This is a genomic window from Streptomyces sp. MspMP-M5, from assembly GCF_000373585.1.
Lineage (GTDB): Bacteria > Actinomycetota > Actinomycetes > Streptomycetales > Streptomycetaceae > Streptomyces.
This window is the reverse complement of the sequence record NZ_KB891884.1, coordinates 1-14,779: the sequence shown is the minus strand read 5'-3', so window position 1 is coordinate 14,779 and position 14,779 is coordinate 1. Positions and strand designations below refer to the sequence as shown.

13 protein-coding genes and 2 pseudogenes are annotated in these 14,779 nt (G+C 69.4%); 6 read left to right on the top strand and 9 right to left on the bottom strand.

From position 1 onward, the window contains the following. Nucleotides 1–51: 51 nt before the first annotated feature. The 4 genes from B073_RS0112435 to B073_RS0112420 form a co-directional block, all read right to left on the bottom strand. Nucleotides 52–1,011 (bottom strand): cytochrome c oxidase assembly protein, encoded by a 960-nt coding sequence (locus B073_RS0112435; RefSeq protein ID WP_018538422.1) that lies wholly within the window; start codon nucleotides 1,009–1,011, stop codon nucleotides 52–54. A gap of 116 nt (nucleotides 1,012–1,127) precedes the next feature. Further along, nucleotides 1,128–2,153 carry a 6-phosphofructokinase gene (locus B073_RS0112430; protein ID WP_018538421.1) on the bottom strand — a complete coding sequence of 342 codons (1,026 nt, stop codon included), beginning with the start codon at nucleotides 2,151–2,153 and terminating at the stop codon, nucleotides 1,128–1,130. A 182-nt stretch (nucleotides 2,154–2,335) separates the two neighbouring features. After that, nucleotides 2,336–3,064: a type 1 glutamine amidotransferase gene (locus B073_RS0112425; RefSeq protein WP_018538420.1), complete on the bottom strand. Its 729-nt coding sequence runs from the start codon at nucleotides 3,062–3,064 to the stop codon at nucleotides 2,336–2,338. Nucleotides 3,065–3,102: 38 nt separating this feature from the next. Continuing rightward, nucleotides 3,103–4,341, bottom strand: a complete 1,239-nt coding sequence (locus B073_RS0112420) for a MurT ligase domain-containing protein (protein WP_018538419.1) — start codon at nucleotides 4,339–4,341, stop codon at nucleotides 3,103–3,105. Nucleotides 4,342–4,525: 184 nt separating this feature from the next. On the opposite strand from B073_RS0112420, the gene def reads away from it, so the two are divergent. Beyond that, nucleotides 4,526–5,095 (top strand): peptide deformylase, encoded by a 570-nt coding sequence (gene def, locus B073_RS0112415; protein ID WP_018538418.1) that lies wholly within the window; start codon nucleotides 4,526–4,528, stop codon nucleotides 5,093–5,095. Nucleotides 5,096–5,133: 38 nt separating this feature from the next. On the opposite strand, the gene B073_RS0112410 is transcribed toward def, so the two are convergent. Beyond that, nucleotides 5,134–5,820 (bottom strand): TetR family transcriptional regulator, encoded by a 687-nt coding sequence (locus B073_RS0112410; protein ID WP_018538417.1) that lies wholly within the window; start codon nucleotides 5,818–5,820, stop codon nucleotides 5,134–5,136. 178 nt (nucleotides 5,821–5,998) lie between these two features. On the opposite strand from B073_RS0112410, the gene B073_RS0112405 reads away from it, so the two are divergent. Beyond that, nucleotides 5,999–7,222: an acyl-CoA dehydrogenase family protein gene (locus B073_RS0112405; protein WP_018538416.1), complete on the top strand. Its 1,224-nt coding sequence runs from the start codon at nucleotides 5,999–6,001 to the stop codon at nucleotides 7,220–7,222. A gap of 96 nt (nucleotides 7,223–7,318) precedes the next feature. Here the strand turns inward: B073_RS0112405 and B073_RS47780 are convergent. Then, a pseudogene (locus tag B073_RS47780) lies at nucleotides 7,319–7,480 on the bottom strand (GNAT family N-acetyltransferase); the annotation flags it as partial. 120 nt (nucleotides 7,481–7,600) lie between these two features. Here B073_RS47780 and B073_RS0112395 point away from each other — a divergent pair. After that, complete coding sequence (locus B073_RS0112395) at nucleotides 7,601–7,789, top strand: hypothetical protein (RefSeq protein WP_018538414.1); 189 nt, start codon at nucleotides 7,601–7,603, stop codon at nucleotides 7,787–7,789. Nucleotides 7,790–8,037: 248 nt separating this feature from the next. On the opposite strand, the gene B073_RS47775 is transcribed toward B073_RS0112395, so the two are convergent. Then, nucleotides 8,038–8,583: a hypothetical protein gene (locus B073_RS47775; RefSeq protein WP_018538413.1), complete on the bottom strand. Its 546-nt coding sequence runs from the start codon at nucleotides 8,581–8,583 to the stop codon at nucleotides 8,038–8,040. 1,684 nt (nucleotides 8,584–10,267) lie between these two features. On the opposite strand from B073_RS47775, the gene B073_RS0112380 reads away from it, so the two are divergent. Next, on the top strand, nucleotides 10,268–10,579 hold the full coding sequence (locus tag B073_RS0112380; protein ID WP_018538412.1) for a hypothetical protein: 312 nt from the start codon (nucleotides 10,268–10,270) through the stop codon (nucleotides 10,577–10,579). A gap of 242 nt (nucleotides 10,580–10,821) precedes the next feature. Here the strand turns inward: B073_RS0112380 and B073_RS49030 are convergent. Both B073_RS49030 and B073_RS47125 read right to left on the bottom strand, forming a co-directional pair. Further along, a pseudogene (locus B073_RS49030) lies at nucleotides 10,822–10,986 on the bottom strand (nuclear transport factor 2 family protein); the annotation flags it as partial. Nucleotides 10,987–11,302: 316 nt separating this feature from the next. Beyond that, nucleotides 11,303–11,476 (bottom strand): hypothetical protein, encoded by a 174-nt coding sequence (locus B073_RS47125; protein ID WP_018538411.1) that lies wholly within the window; start codon nucleotides 11,474–11,476, stop codon nucleotides 11,303–11,305. A 539-nt stretch (nucleotides 11,477–12,015) separates the two neighbouring features. Between B073_RS47125 and gcl the strand changes: the two genes are divergently transcribed. Both gcl and B073_RS0112365 read left to right on the top strand, forming a co-directional pair. Next, the gene (gene gcl, locus B073_RS0112370; protein ID WP_086023784.1) at nucleotides 12,016–13,797 is read left to right on the top strand and encodes a glyoxylate carboligase; all 1,782 of its coding nucleotides are present in this window, start codon (nucleotides 12,016–12,018) and stop codon (nucleotides 13,795–13,797) included. 85 nt (nucleotides 13,798–13,882) lie between these two features. Continuing rightward, on the top strand, nucleotides 13,883–14,779 hold the full coding sequence (locus B073_RS0112365; RefSeq protein WP_018537604.1) for a 2-hydroxy-3-oxopropionate reductase: 897 nt from the start codon (nucleotides 13,883–13,885) through the stop codon (nucleotides 14,777–14,779).

Sequence of the window (14,779 nt, the reverse complement as noted above, 5' to 3'; positions counted from 1 at the left end):
GGCCAGGGAACCATCGTCCCCGGCCGCGGCCCGCACCGCCAGACGACCGGCTCACCGCCCCCGGGCGTTGAGCGAGGCCAGATAGGCGTTGTAGTCGGCCAGGTCCCTGTCGCCGTTCCGCTCCGCGGCCCGGTCCGAGCGCGCCGACTGGCGCTCCTCGGACTTGTACCACTGGTAGACGAGCGCGATCAGCACCACCACCGACGGGATCTCGCTGAACGCCCAGGCGATGCCGCCGGCCGCCTGCTGGTCGCCCAGCGCCTCGACGCCCAGCGAGGCCGGCGGGTGCAGGAAGGTGTCCACCATCGGCTCGGACGCCATCATCAGCGCGATCCCGAAGAACGCGTGGAACGGCATCCCGGCAAACAGCTCCAGCATCCGCATCACGTACCCCGGCCGGTGCGGCCCCGGGTCCACGCCCATGATCGGCCAGAAGAAGACCAGACCCACCGCCAGGAAGTGCACCATCATCCCGATGTGCCCGGCCCGGGACTGCATCAGGAAGTCGAACAGCGGGGTGAAGTACAGCGCGTAGAGGCTCGCGATGAACAGCGGGATGGTGAACGCCGGGTGCGTGATGACCCGCATGTAGCGGCTGTGCAGCAGCGCCACCAGCAGCTCGCGCGGGCCCTTGCGGCCGCGCCCGGCGGCCGGCAGGGCGCGCAGTGCCAGCGTCACCGGCCCGCCGAGCAGCAGCAGGATCGGCGAGAGCATGCTGATGATCATGTGCTGGACCATGTGGACGCTGAACATCACCATGCCGTAGTCGTTCAGCTGGGTGCACATCGTCACCGCCACCGTCAGCACGCCCAGCACCCAGGCGACGACCCGGCCCATCGGCCACGCGTCCCCGCGGCGCCGCAGCCGGACCACCGCCCAGCCGTACAGCAGCAGCGCCAGCAGGCAGCCGACGAGGAAGAACGCGTCACCGCCGAACGCGAGGCCCCGCCCCAGCGTGAACGGCGGCAGATCCATGTTCATGCCGTCCATGCCGTGCCCGCTGTGATGCATCCGCTCGCTCCTGATTCGTACCAATGCTCCGGCGACAAGCGTAGAGGCGCCCCCGGCCGGTGGAGCGGCCGGGGGCGCCTATACGGACGCGCGTCCCCGAGGAGACTACGGACGGATCACAGCACGCACTCGGCCTCGTCGTAGCGCTCGGCGGGCACCGTCTTCAGGCTCGCCACCGCCTCGGCGAGCGGCACCAGCGTGATGTCCGTGCCGCGCAGCGCGGTCATCATCCCGAACTCCCCGCGGTGCGCGGCCTCCACCGCGTGCCAGCCGAAGCGGGTGGCCAGCACCCGGTCGTACGCGGTGGGCGTACCGCCGCGCTGGACGTGGCCGAGGATGACCGGACGGGCCTCCTTGCCGAGCCGCCGCTCCAGCTCCACCGACAGCTGACGGGCGACCCCGGCGAACCGCTCGTGCCCGTAGATGTCGGTGCCGCCCTCGTCGAAGGCCATGGTGCCCTCGCGCGGCTTGGCGCCCTCGGCGACCACCACGATCGCGAACTTCTTGCCGGCCTCGAACCGTTCGCCGACCCGCGCCGTCAGCTCCTCGATGTCGAACGGCCGCTCCGGCACCACGATCGCGTGCGCGCCGGCCGCCATCCCCGAGTGCAGCGCGATCCAGCCGGTGTGCCGCCCCATCACCTCGACGATCATCACCCGCTGATGCGACTCCGCGGTGGTCTTGAGCCGGTCCAGCGCCTCGGTCGCCACCCCCATCGCGGTGTCGAAGCCGAACGTCACGTCGGTGGCGGCGATGTCGTTGTCGATGGTCTTCGGCACGCCGACGATCGGCAGCCCGGCGTCCGACAGCAGCCGCGCCGCCTTCAGCGTGCCCTCGCCGCCGATCGGGATGATCGCGTCCAGCCCCAGCTCGGCGACATGGCCGCGGGCCCGCTCGACGCCGTCCCGCAGATGGGCGGGCTGCACCCGCGAAGAACCGAGGATGGTGCCGCCGCGGGCGAGGATGCCGCCGACGGCGTCCAGGTCGAGCTTGCGGTAATCGCACTCCAGCAGGCCCTTCCAGCCGTCCTTGAAGCCGATCACCTCGTCCCCGTGGTCGGCGGTGGCGCGGTGGACGACGGACCGGATGACGGCGTTCAGACCGGGGCAGTCGCCCCCGGAGGTGAGGACACCAATACGCATTGCTCGTAGAAACCCATCGCAACTCAACCGGATGCCCGGACCCCGTCGTCCGGTTGGATGGCCCTCAGCCTACAAGCGCACGGCGCCCCGGCACACGAGCGCCCGCAGTGCGGACACATACGCACGGAAAACGGCCGGATCCGGGCCGTGGGGCCCCGATCCGGCCGTCTGTGCGCAGGCCGTCAGGCGCTCTGCGTCGCCGCCGCGATCCGCTCCTGGCGCAGCGCCTCGTACCACCGGTCGTCGGCCGGCGGCAGCGCGTTGACGTCCAGTGCCAGCTTGATCAGCATGTCCGCGATATGCGGGTTGCGGGCCATCACCGGGCCGTGCATGTACGTCCCGAAGACGGTGTCGTTCCACGCGCCCTCGTAGCCGTCGCCGACGCCGTTGCCGTTGCCGAACCGGACCTTGGCGAACGGCCGGGCCCGCTGGCCCAGGTGCGTCACGCCCTGGTGGTTCTCGAAGCCGGTCAGCGGCGGCAGCCCCAGCTGTGTGTCGATGTCGGCCAGTACGTCGCCGACGCACCGCGCGCCCTCGCCGCGGGTGCTGACCACGTCGAGCAGCCCCAGGCCCTGCTGCCGCTCGCCGAGGTCGTTGATGAACTCGTGGCCCAGGATCTGGTAGCCGGCGCACACCGAGAAGACGATCGCGCCGTTGGAGACCGCGCGGTCCAGACCGCCGTCGCGGATCAGCCGCTCGGCCGCCAGCCGCTGCGGCCGGTCCTCGCCGCCGCCGATCAGGTAGATGTCCCCGGAGGTGGGGATCTGCTGGTCGGACCGGACGTCCAGGCGCTGGACGTCCAGGCCGCGCTGGCGCGCCCGCCGCTCCACCACCAGGACGTTGCCCTGGTCGCCGTAGGTGCTCAGCAGGTCCGGGTAGATCCACACCACGCGGAGGCTGTTGTCACTCATGCTCGCTCGTCCTTGTCCGTGTCGTCCGTGGACCGCACTCAGTTGCCCACGCGGCGGCGCAGGTCCTGGAAGGCCGTGTAGTTGGCGATGACCTCGATCCGCCCGGCCGGTGCCAGCTGCACGGCCTCGTCGAGGGTCTCGCACACCTGGAAGTCGAGCCCGGCGACCTCCAGGCGCACCGCCAGGTCCAGCCTGCGGTCGCCCAGCACGAAGATCGGGTGCCCGGCCAGCCGGGTGTAGTCCACGTCCCACAGCCAGGACGTGTCGGTGCCGTCCGCACCGCGGGCGTTCACCGACATGATCACCGGGGTCGGCGGCCCGTCGATCAGCGAGAAGGTCTCCAGCCAGCCGGCCGGGTTCTTGGCCAGCAGCAGGCGCAGCTCGCGCTCCTGGAAGGAGACCACGTCATAGCGGCCGGCCACGGCCTGCACCGAGAACATGCGCTCCAGGGCGACCTGCGGCGGCACCCCGAAGGCGGCCGCGACCGCGGCGGAGGTGGTGGCGTTGGCCTTGTTGGCGCGCCCCGGCAGCTGGAGCTTGATCGGCCAGGCGCTGCCGTGCGGGTCCAGGACGTGGTCGCCGGAGAGCGCCCAGCTGGGCGTCGGCCGGCGGAAACCGCACTCGGCGCAGAACCAGTCGTCGCCCGGCCGCTGCATCACACCGCCGCACGAGGGGCAGGACCAGGCGTCGTCCTTCCACTCCTGGCCGGCGGCGACCCAGACCACGTTGGCGGACGACGAGGCCGCCCACACGATCAGCGGGTCGTCGGCGTTGGCGATGATCAGCGCCTTGGAGCCGGACAGGCCCTCCCGCCAGCGCTCGGCCAGCATCCGGGTCTCGGCGGCCCGGTCGAGCTGGTCCCGGGAGAGGTTCAGCAGCGCTATGGCCCTGGGCGTGACGTCCCGGGCCACCGTGGCGAGGTACTTCTCGTCCACCTCGATGACGCCGAACTTGGCGTCCGAGCCGCCGGCCAGCGCCGAGGTGATGCCCGCGGGCATGTTGGCGCCCAGCGCGTTGGACACCACCGGGCCGCTGGCCCGCAGTGCCTCGGCGATCAGCCGGGTGGTGGTCGTCTTGCCGTTCGTGGCGGACACCAGGACCACGTCCAGGTGCCTGGCCAGCGAGGCCAGCAGGTCGGGGTCGAGCTTGAGCGCCACCCGGCCGCCGATCACCGATCCGCTGCCGCGGCCCGCCGCCCGCGACACCGCTGCCGCGGCCTTGCCGGCCGTCACCGCCAGCTTGGCCCGCGGCGACAGCGGCTCCGTGTTGCCTGCCATCGTCCTAGTTCCTCCTTGCATCCGGCGCACTCCTGCCCTGGGCTGCCGGGAGATTGCGCCTCCTCCGCGGTCGCCGACCGGCCGGAGGCTTCGGTCGGGGATCAGCCTATCGAGATCCGGCGCCCGGCCCGAACTCCGCCACCTGTGTGACGCCCTCCGGAATGCCCGCCCGTACCCTGGGCCCATGCGCCACCGCACCATCCCCGGCAGCTCCGGCCGCCCCCGCCCGCTGCGCCTGTACGGCGATCCGGTCCTCACCCGCCCCTGTGCGGAGGTCACCGCCTTCGACGGCGAACTGGCCGCGCTGGTCGAGGACATGTTCGCGACGATGTACGCCGCGAACGGCGTGGGACTGGCCGCCAACCAGGTCGGCGTCCCGCTGCGGGTGTTCGTCTACGACTGCCCCGACGACGAGGAGCGCCGGCACCTGGGGCACCTGGTCAATCCCCGGCTCGTCGAGGCGGACGGGCCGGTGGTCCGCGGGCCGGAGGGCTGTCTCTCGCTGCCCGGTATCGAGGCGGGCACCCCGCGTCACGACCATGCCGTGGTGAGCGGGTTCGACCTCACCGGCGCCCCGGTGACGGTGACCGGCACCGGGTTCTTCGCCCGCTGTCTCCAGCACGAGTGCGACCACCTCGGCGGCGGCCTCTACGTCGACCGCCTCACCGGCCTGCGCCGCCGCCGCGCGCTGCGCGCCGCGGCCCGGGCCCCGTGGGCGGCGGCGTCGGACGACCGGGCGGCGACACCGGCCTGACGCCGCCCGCGCGCTCGTGGGAAACCGCGGCCGTCGGTTCAGAAACCGGGGCCGTCAGCGAGGTCCGCGACGGCGGCCAGCCGGCCCCACAGCAGATCCGTGAGGTGGCCCACCAACTGCTCGCGGGAGCAGGGGCGTTCACGCAGCCACCAGTCGCCGGCCGCGTGCATCATGCCGACGATGCCGTGCCCCCACACCCGGGCCCGCTCCTCGCCGTCCGGCCCCAGGTCGAGCCGTTCGGAGATGACCTTGGCCAGTTCCTCGCCGAGCCGGCGCAGCAGGGGAGCGGAGTGCCGGCCGACGTCGAAGCCGGACTCCGAGGGGATGTCCTCGTCGGCGGGGTGCATCAGGAAGCGGTAGACCTGCGGCCGGGCCTCGATGGCGGCCAGATACGCGTCGAGGGTGGCCTCGACCCGCTCCCGGCGCAGGGCCTGGGCGTCCAGGGCGGCCCGGAGGTTGGCCAGCAGGGCGTCGGTGTGCCGGACGGCCAGGGCGCGGTAGAGGCCGCCCTTGTCGCCGAAGTGCCGGTAGAGGATCGGCTTGGTGATCCCGGCCTCGGCGGCGATCGCGTTCATCGACGCGCCCGGGCCGTCGCGCAGCACGATGCGTTCGGCCGCCTCCAGTAGTTCCCGCCGTCTGCGCTCTGCCGCGGACTGTTGCCGGTCGCCCCCGTCGGTGCCGGGCTGCTCCGTGCCGCTCTGTCCGGTGCTGTCGATGCTGTCCATGGTCGTGCTCCCCACCCTTGTGAATCCGTGGCGCTCGCGCAACGTAACACCCGGACTCGCCGAGCCCCGAACTCCGCGGCCAAATCGGCGTCCGGGAGGAGTTGACAGCCATTACCGGCGAGTAACACACTCTGGTTACCGGAAGTAACGGCCGGCCGTACGCACCACTGGAGGGGACATGGCCGAGTTCACCATGGAACTCAACGACGAGCAGAAGGAAGTCCGTGACTGGATTCACGGCTTCGCCGCGGATGTCATGCGCCCCGCCGCCGCCGAGTGGGACGAGCGCGAGGAGACCCCCTGGCCGGTGATCCAGGAGGCCGCCAAGATCGGCCTGTACTCCCTCGACTTCTACGCCCAGCAGTTCTTCGACCCCACCGGCCTCGGCATCCCGATGACCATGGAGGAGCTGTTCTGGGGCGACGCCGGCATCGCGCTGTCCATCGTGGGCACCGGCCTCGCCGCCGTCGGCGTCCTGGCCAACGGCACCGAGGAACAGATCGGCACCTGGGTCCCGCAGATGTACGGCGACGCCAGTGACGTCAAGGTCGCCGCCTTCTGCTCCTCCGAGCCGGACGCCGGCTCCGACGTCGCCTCGATGCGCACCCGCGCCGTCTACGACGAGGCCAAGGACGAGTGGGTGCTCAACGGCACCAAGACCTGGGCCACCAACGGTGGCATCGCGGGCGTCCACGTCGTGGTCGCGGTGGTCGACGCGGAGCTGGGTTCCAAGGGTCACGCCTCCTTCATCGTCCCGCCGAACACCCCCGGCCTCTCCCAGGGCCAGAAGTTCAAGAAGCACGGCATCCGCGCCTCGCACACCGCCGAGGTCGTGCTGGAGAACGTCCGGGTCCCCGGCCACTGCCTGCTCGGCGGCAAGGACAAGCTCGACGAGCGGCTGGCCCGCGCCCGTGAGCGCGCCAAGGGCGGTGAGCGCCTGAAGAACGCCGCGATGGCCACCTTCGAGGCGTCCCGCCCGGCCGTCGGCGCGATGGCCGTGGGCACCGCCCGCGCGGCGTACGAGGAGGCCCTGGAGTACGCGAAGACCCGCGAGCAGTTCGGCCGCCCGATCATCGACAACCAGGGCGTGGCCTTCCAACTCGCCGATATGCGCACCCAGATCGACGCCGCCCGCCTCCTGGTCTGGCGCGCCTCCTGGATGGCCACCGCGGGCAAGAAGTTCGAGCACGCCGAGGGCTCGATGTCCAAGCTCTTCGCCAGCGAGACCGCCAAGAAGGTCACCGCCCAGGCGATCCAGATACTCGGCGGCAACGGCTTCACCCGCGAGTACCCGGTCGAGCGCATGCACCGCGACGCCGCCATCTACACCATCTTCGAAGGCACCAGCGAAATCCAACGCCTGGTCATCGCCCGCACGCTGTCGGGAATGCCCATCCGCTGACGGGGATTCCCCTGCAAGACGCCCACAGATTGCGGTGACACGAGAAGGGCCCCACCCAATCGAGAGCGGGGCCGGGGCCCGCTCAGCTCGTCTTGTCCGGAATCCGAGTCCCAGGCAGAAGCCCTCGGGGCCGTCCTCCCCGGGGTGCCATGGAGTGGTCAGGCGCGTGCCGCCGGGACGGCGGATTTCCGCTGCCACGGACTCGACCGCGAAACGACCGTAGCCTTGCCCTTGCTCGCCAGCTGCGATCCCATCGCGACGTCCAGGTTTTCCGCGGTGATCTTCTCCAGGCGGAGTGTGCTCGTCATGCAGAATCCATAGGCTGCTCGACCAAGTGAACTGCGACGTGCGTCATCGGGCGCCAGAGGAGGACTCCTCGTGGGTTACTTGTACATCGTCGTCTTCGCCTGGTTTCTCTACCTCGTGCCCGCGATCTTCTTGTGCAGGAAAGTGGCTCAGAAGACGACGGCGAAGATGGGGTGGACATTTGCCTTTGGGTTGATTGGATTCCCCGTCGTCCTGCTGGTCGTCGGCGGCGTGATCGAAGCTCAAGGGGCCGCTGGCTGAGTGTCATTGCCACGCGGCACGCAACCTCTCCTTTCCCGCACCTCAGGACCTGCCGCCGTACGATCACCGTCGCCGCCGCCCGTGGCGGGACCATGCACATCGCCATCGCCGCGCTGGAGACAGCAGACTTCAGACTTCCCATGGCGAGCCGACCGGAAAAGTCTGGCCGCCGGCTGGACTTCTCACGAAGGTCCAGCCGGCGGCCTAGAGTTTCGACTGCGGGTCGAGCCGACTCCCGCGATGTGTCCCTACGAGGCCGTCAGGCTCTCGGTTCGGACTGTGTAGTTGATGCTGGGCCGCGGTGCCATTTGCTGCTGCTGTCCCCCGCCTTGGTTACCTTCCTTGTTCTCCGAGCATCCGCACTGCTGTGCGTCGCCGCTCTTCTCTTCGTTGGCCGGTCTGGTCTCCGGGCCTCTGGTCTCCGGGCCTCTGCCCTCGGAGCCTCTGCCCTCAGAGCCTCCGCCCCTGCCTTCCTCGCCGCCCTTGCTTTCCTCGCCACCCTTGCTTTCCTTGGGGAAGTCGGCGGTGTTGTTGCAGCCCACGGACGAGCCCATGGTGGTGTTCTGCGCACCCGCGGAGCCCTCGCCGTTGAGCAGGTTTCCGCCCAGACCGTTCGCGATCCCGACCTCGCCGAGGACGTCCACGTTCGCGTCGTGCGACCTGCACTGGCTGCCCTGCTTGATGTCGAGGTCGGTGCCGCCCTTCTCGCCGTGGGCGTAGGCGGTGCCGGCGCCGAGGAAGCCGAAGCTGCCGAGGACGACGGCCATGAGGGCAGTCTTCTGAAGCTTGCGCATTTCTTCTCCGGTGGTCGACGGATGCAATCCGTAATAAAGCGACTTCTTACAGTCACAAGAGGCTAATACGAGATATGTTGCAAATGTTCGGCGGCGCGCCGGATTCAGGTCCGTCGCGAACGGGTGGTTGTGCCACGGCAGTCGCAGGATCGCCGCCCCAACGGCCCAATAAGAAGTTAAGCGTTGATCATTTGAGATGGCCTATAAGCGGTTTCAGCTTGGCAGTTGAACGTCGCGCTGCTCCCAACGAATTACTTGTGTGCTCGCAAGCTCTGAAGCCTCCGATTCGTCGGGGGCTTTTTGCGTGCTCGATCTGGAGGTGTGCGCGTGCGTCTCGTCGCGACCCTGCCGGAGGACCTGGTCTTCGCTCACGAAGCAGCGGGCCAACTGGAGTCCCGCGGCAAGTGATTCGCCACGCCATTCGGACTTGCGTCCGCTAGCCCGGTATCCGTGTCGGGGCGTTCCGCCGCACCTACGGTGAGCTGAAAGAGTCGCTGTCGGCGAAGCCGTCCCAGGTCGGCTATGCCAGTGTGCTGGGTACCGCACGGAACGGAACCGCGTACGAACTTCGCTTCTCTGACGGTGCGTTGCTGGTGATCCGCTACGCCGAATCCGTCAAGGATGCGCGCAGGCGGCAGGGCGGCTGGTACCAGCTCCTCGTATTCGACGAACTCACACCGACCCGCCAGACGTCGTCGTGTCTTTGGAGCCCCGCCTCGGTACGTCGATGCCACCACCACGAACGGCACACGGTTGCCCTTATGGCGCTCCCCGGATCGTGGCGTCGGTACGGTGGGCATCGACTGGGGGCACACCGCACCGTGGGCGGTCGTGTGGATCGCTGTCGACGGGGACTCGGCTACGAACTGTGCGAGAACACCCCTCCAGCAGGGCAGCGAGGAGTACCTCGAGTCGGAGAAGTCCCGACTCGGGCTGCGTGACTGGGCCGCCGCCGGATGCGAAGGACGCCGCCCGGGCTGGCCTTGATGGTTGCCATACTCGCCATCATCGCCGCCCAATGACCTGCAGCTTTTATCGCTGGGAGAGCTGAGGGCGCCCCTCGCGATCTCCCTGTGGAACCAGTGGACAGTGCCGCTCATGCTTCGGTGACACGAGCCTGCTGATCATCAACCTTCGTAATCCAGTGATACACGACAGTAATCAGGGTGAATGTGCAGCTCAGAGCGGCATTTCTGGAGGGTGCGTCGAGCGGAGGCACCGCGACGCCGTCATCTACGCCATCTTCGAAGGCGCCAGCGAGATTCGGCGGGTGGTCATCGCCCGGATGCTGTCGGGATGCCGATCGGCTGACGGGGGATTCCCGCTGGTCCGCATAATCGCGCCACCTTGGGAGGCGTCGCTCCTTATGGGGTGGCGCCTTTCGTGCGCGGTTTCACGGCGGTTTCGTGAACTGCTCGCGAACTCCTTCGCGAACCGCTTCACGAGCTGCTCAGGAACCGTTTCGTGCGCCGTTTTGTGAACGGAGAAGGGTCGATATCCGGGTTGGAGAATCGCGGCGTCGCGGAGTGTCGTCGCGCACCTTACGTCGGATGGCGTCGGCCCGCCACCGGTCGCACGAGGCCAAACCGCCGAGCGGGTGAATCGTGGCGTGATGACCGGGGATTGGTGGCATGAATTTCCACGTCCTAGCGACCCCGACGATATTTCGGAGCACAGCATGCGTATGCGCACCGCGCTCACCGCCGCCGCACTTGTGTGTTCGGCCGCCTTCCTTGGTTCCGCCGGCACCGCCGTCGCTGACGACGAATGGGGCGGCGTGATGAATGCGTCCACCATGAACTTCCAGGACGTCAACAACGACAACGCCGGCAATCGCTGGGCTTTCGGCGACGATGGCTCAGATCACGGCGAGCACCACGGCGACCAGGGCAAGGAAGGCAAGGGGGGCAAGGAAGCCAAGGATGGCAAGGAAGCCAAGGGTGGTGGCAAGGAAGGAAAGGGCCACTCGGAGATCGCTCCGGAGGAGACCCAGTAAACCCTCGCGACCCCGCCCCTCCTTCGGCCCCTACGGCGAAGGAGGGGCGGGGCATTTCCGCTGTCCGGGTATCGGCGCGAATACCGGCCCGGCGGTATGCAAACCGGAATCTCAATTCGGGTGCGGCGCCGGGGCGCGGCAGGCGGATGTGATTTCCGCGGTGTCCCGTAGAAAGGCCGGATTTCGGCGAGCAGGCCGTCCTCGACGGTGATCCTCTGGAGGGTGGGGAAGGCGAGTTCCCGGCCGCTGGCCCGCGCCCGGGCGCGGAGGTGGGTGAGGACGACCGTGGTCGGTCCGGTGGCGAGGAACTCCTGCGACACCATGGCGAACGACTCCCACGTCCGGCTCACCGCGAGGAAGAACCGCTTGTTGCCCTCATGGCCGCACCAGGTGCCGCCATAGGGCAGGGCGGCGGCTTGGTGCAGGACGACATCGGGTGCGAAGTAGAGCGCCAGAGGGGCGAACGAAGCCTTGCCGGGGCCGCCGGCGGCCCGGCCAGGTATGCGGCGTCGGCCGCGTACATCCCGGTCAGCACGGAGAGCGAGTCCGTCGCGCGGGCGTCGGTCTTGGCGCCAGTCTTGCCGTCAGTCAGCCTGCTGGGCCCGGGCATTGCCGGCCGGCGGGCAGCGGACATCGCGTCGGCCTGCGGGAACGTGTCGCGGTGGGGCGTGGCGGCCGGAGAGCGGGGCCGGGCGAGTGCCCTGGCCCGTCTCCGGCGTCTGCTCAGTCCCGGCCGTCGCGCGGGGCGAAGTGCAGCAGCCGGTCGGCTTCCCGCTGGGTCTCCTGTGCGGCACGGCGGCTCTCGGCGACCACGTCGCCGTGTTTCGAGACCAGGCTCTCGTAGATCGGTGAACCGCTCGCCGGGGCGGGCGCGGGGGCTGGGACGGGGGCGGGCATCGGTCACTCCTGAAAATCGGTTAGACAACGGCGGCAGCCGGGTACGGCGCGCGCCGGCGCCCGACTACCCAACCACGTCGAGCCCATCCCTCGCCTCGTATGTGATCAGTTCCACGTCCAGTCGGTGAGACGGCAATGCCTGAGAGGCGGGCACGGCTCCCGGGGGTATCGGGGCGTTCGCCAGCGTTTTTCGCGTTACGTCGGGTCTGTGCGTCGGCAGTGCTGACGCAGCGTCAATTCTCGGCCGAGGGACGGGCGTCGGGGTGGGTGCGCCGGTCCGCCCTCTCTTGGGTCCCCTCTATCGAGTCGCGGTGTGCCCTGCTCTGCGCGCCGTGTGCGGGGTGATCTTCCGGTGGGCGGCTCCGTACGTCCCGGGTGGCGTCCCGTGGCGAGCTCGCACCGAAAACACCCCTTGACGGGCCGAGGGACTCGCTCTACGTTCCCTTCCATAAAGCAAAACATTAATTCCATGATACGGAATTGGCGCGCCGACCGCTCCGGTCGGACATGCCCGTGACAGGTCGACGCAGGAGTACTCGATGCCTCGAATGACAGCCGCCCGCGCTGCGGTGGAGATCCTCAAGCGCGAGGGCGTGACCAACGCCTTCGGAGTGCCGGGCGCGGCGATCAACCCCTTCTACGCGGCGCTCAAGGCCGCGGGCGGGATCGACCACACGCTGGCGCGCCACGTCGAGGGCGCCTCGCACATGGCCGAGGGCTACACCCGTACCCGCCCGGGCAACATCGGCGTCTGCATCGGCACCTCGGGACCGGCCGGCACGGACATGATCACCGGCCTGTACTCCGCCACCGGCGACTCCATCCCGATCCTCTGCATCACCGGCCAGGCCCCCACCGCGGTGATCCAGAAGGAGGACTTCCAGGCCGTCGACATCGCCGCGATCGCCAAGCCGGTCGCCAAGGCCGCCACCACGGTCATGGAGGCCGCCCAGGTCCCCGGCGTCTTCCAGCAGGCGTTCCACCTGATGCGTTCCGGCCGGCCCGGCCCGGTCCTGATCGACCTGCCGATCGACGTCCAGCTCACCGAGATCGACTTCGACCCGGAGACCTACGAGCCGCTGCCCGCCTTCAAGCCGGCCGCGACCCGGGCCCAGATCGAGAAGGCGATCGCGCTCCTCAACGAGTCCGAGCGCCCGCTGATCGTCGCCGGCGGCGGCATCATCAACGCCGACGCGGCCGACCTGCTGGTCGAGTTCGCCGAGCTGACCGGCACCCCGGTCGTCCCGACCCTGATGGGCTGGGGCATCGTCCCCGACGACCACGAGCTGAACGCCGGCATGGTCGGCCTCCAGACCTCGCACCGCTACGGCAACGCGAACTTCCTGGAGTCCGACTTCGTCCTCGGCATCGGCAACCGCTGGGCCAACCGGCACACCGGCAAGCTGGACCTGTACACCCAGGGCCGGAAGTTCGTCCACGTCGACATCGAGCCGACCCAGATCGGCAAGATCTTCGCCCCGGACTACGGCATCGCCTCGGACGCCAAGGCCGCCCTGGAGCTGTTCATCGAGGTGGCCCAGGAGCTGAAGGCCGCCGGCGAGCTGCCCGACCGCAGCGCCTGGGCCGCCTCCACCCAGGAGCGCAAGGCCCAACTCCAGCGCCGTACCCACTTCGACAACATCCCGATGAAGCCGCAGCGCGTCTACGAGGAGATGAACAAGGCGTTCGGCCCGGAGACCCGCTACGTCACCACCATCGGCCTCTCCCAGATCGCCGGCGCGCAGATGCTGCACGTCTACCGGCCGCGTCACTGGATCAACTGCGGCCAGGCCGGCCCGCTCGGCTGGACCATCCCGGCCGCCCTCGGCGTCGCCAAGGCCGACCCGGAGACCCCGGTCGTCGCGCTCTCCGGCGACTACGACTTCCAGTTCATGATCGAGGAGCTGGCGGTCGGCGCCCAGCACAAGATCCCCTACGTCCATGTGCTGGTGAACAACGCCTACCTGGGTCTGATCCGCCAGGCGCAGCGCAACTTCGACATCAACTTCCAGGTCAACCTGGAGTTTGAGAACATCAACTCGCCGGAGCTGGGCGTCTACGGCGTGGACCACGTCAAGGTCGCCGAGGGCCTGGGCTGCAAGGCGATCCGGGTCACCGACCCCAGTCAGCTGGGCGCCGCCTTCGAGAAGGCGAAGAAGCTGGCCGCCGAACACCGCGTCCCGGTCGTCGTCGAGGCGATCCTGGAGCGGATCACCAACATCTCCATGGCCGCCGCGGAGATCGACAAGGTCAACGAGTGGGAAGAGGTCGCGACCGAGCCCGGCCACGCGCCCACCGCGATCAAGCCGCTCAAGGTCTGACGCCCGGCGACCGGCCCAGTGCCGAGTCCTTCGGCTGGCTGCCGCCCCGGCGCCTGCGTCCCTCCCCTTGTGAAAGAGGCTTTCGATGAGCAATCTCCCCAAGATCGCGTGGATCGGGCTGGGCATCATGGGTTCGCCCATGTCCGAGAACCTGATCAAGGCCGGTTACGAGGTGACCGGCTACACCCTGGAGGCCGACAAGCTCCAGCGNCTGGCCGCCGCCGGCGGCACCGCGGCGCCCTCGATCGCCNAGGCGGTGCGGGANGCCGACGTGATCGTCACCATGGTCCCCGCCTCCCCCCAGGTCGAGGCCATCGCCTACGGACCCGACGGGATCNTCGCGAACGCCAAGCGGGGNGCGCTGCTGATCGACATGTCCTCGATCACCCCGCAGACCTCCATCGACCTGGCCCAGAACGCCGCCGAAAAGGGCATCCGGGTCCTGGACGCACCGGTCTCCGGCGGCGAGGCCGGCGCCGTCGAAGCCGTCCTGTCCATCATGGTCGGCGGCCACCAGGACGACTTCGACGCCGCCCAGCCGATCCTCCAGACACTGGGCAAGACCATCGTGCTGTGCGGACCGCACGGCTCCGGCCAGACCGTCAAGGCCGCCAACCAGCTCATCGTCGCCGTCAACATCCAAGCCTGCGCCGAGGCCGTGGTCTTCCTGGAGAAGTCCGGCGTCGACCTGCCCGCCGCCCTCGACGTCCTCAACGGCGGCCTGGCCGGCTCCACCGTCCTGACCCGCAAGAGGGCCAACTTCCTCAACCGCGACTTCAAGCCCGGCTTCCGCATCGACCTGCACCACAAGGACATGGGCATCGCCACCGACGCCGCCCGCACCGTCGGCGCCGCCCTGCCCCTCGGCTCCGTCGTCGCCACCCTCGTCGCCTCCCTGCGCGCCCAGGGCGACGGCGGCCTCGACCACTCCGCCCTCCTCCGCGGCGTCGAACGCCTCTCCGGATACGACCTCAAGGACTGA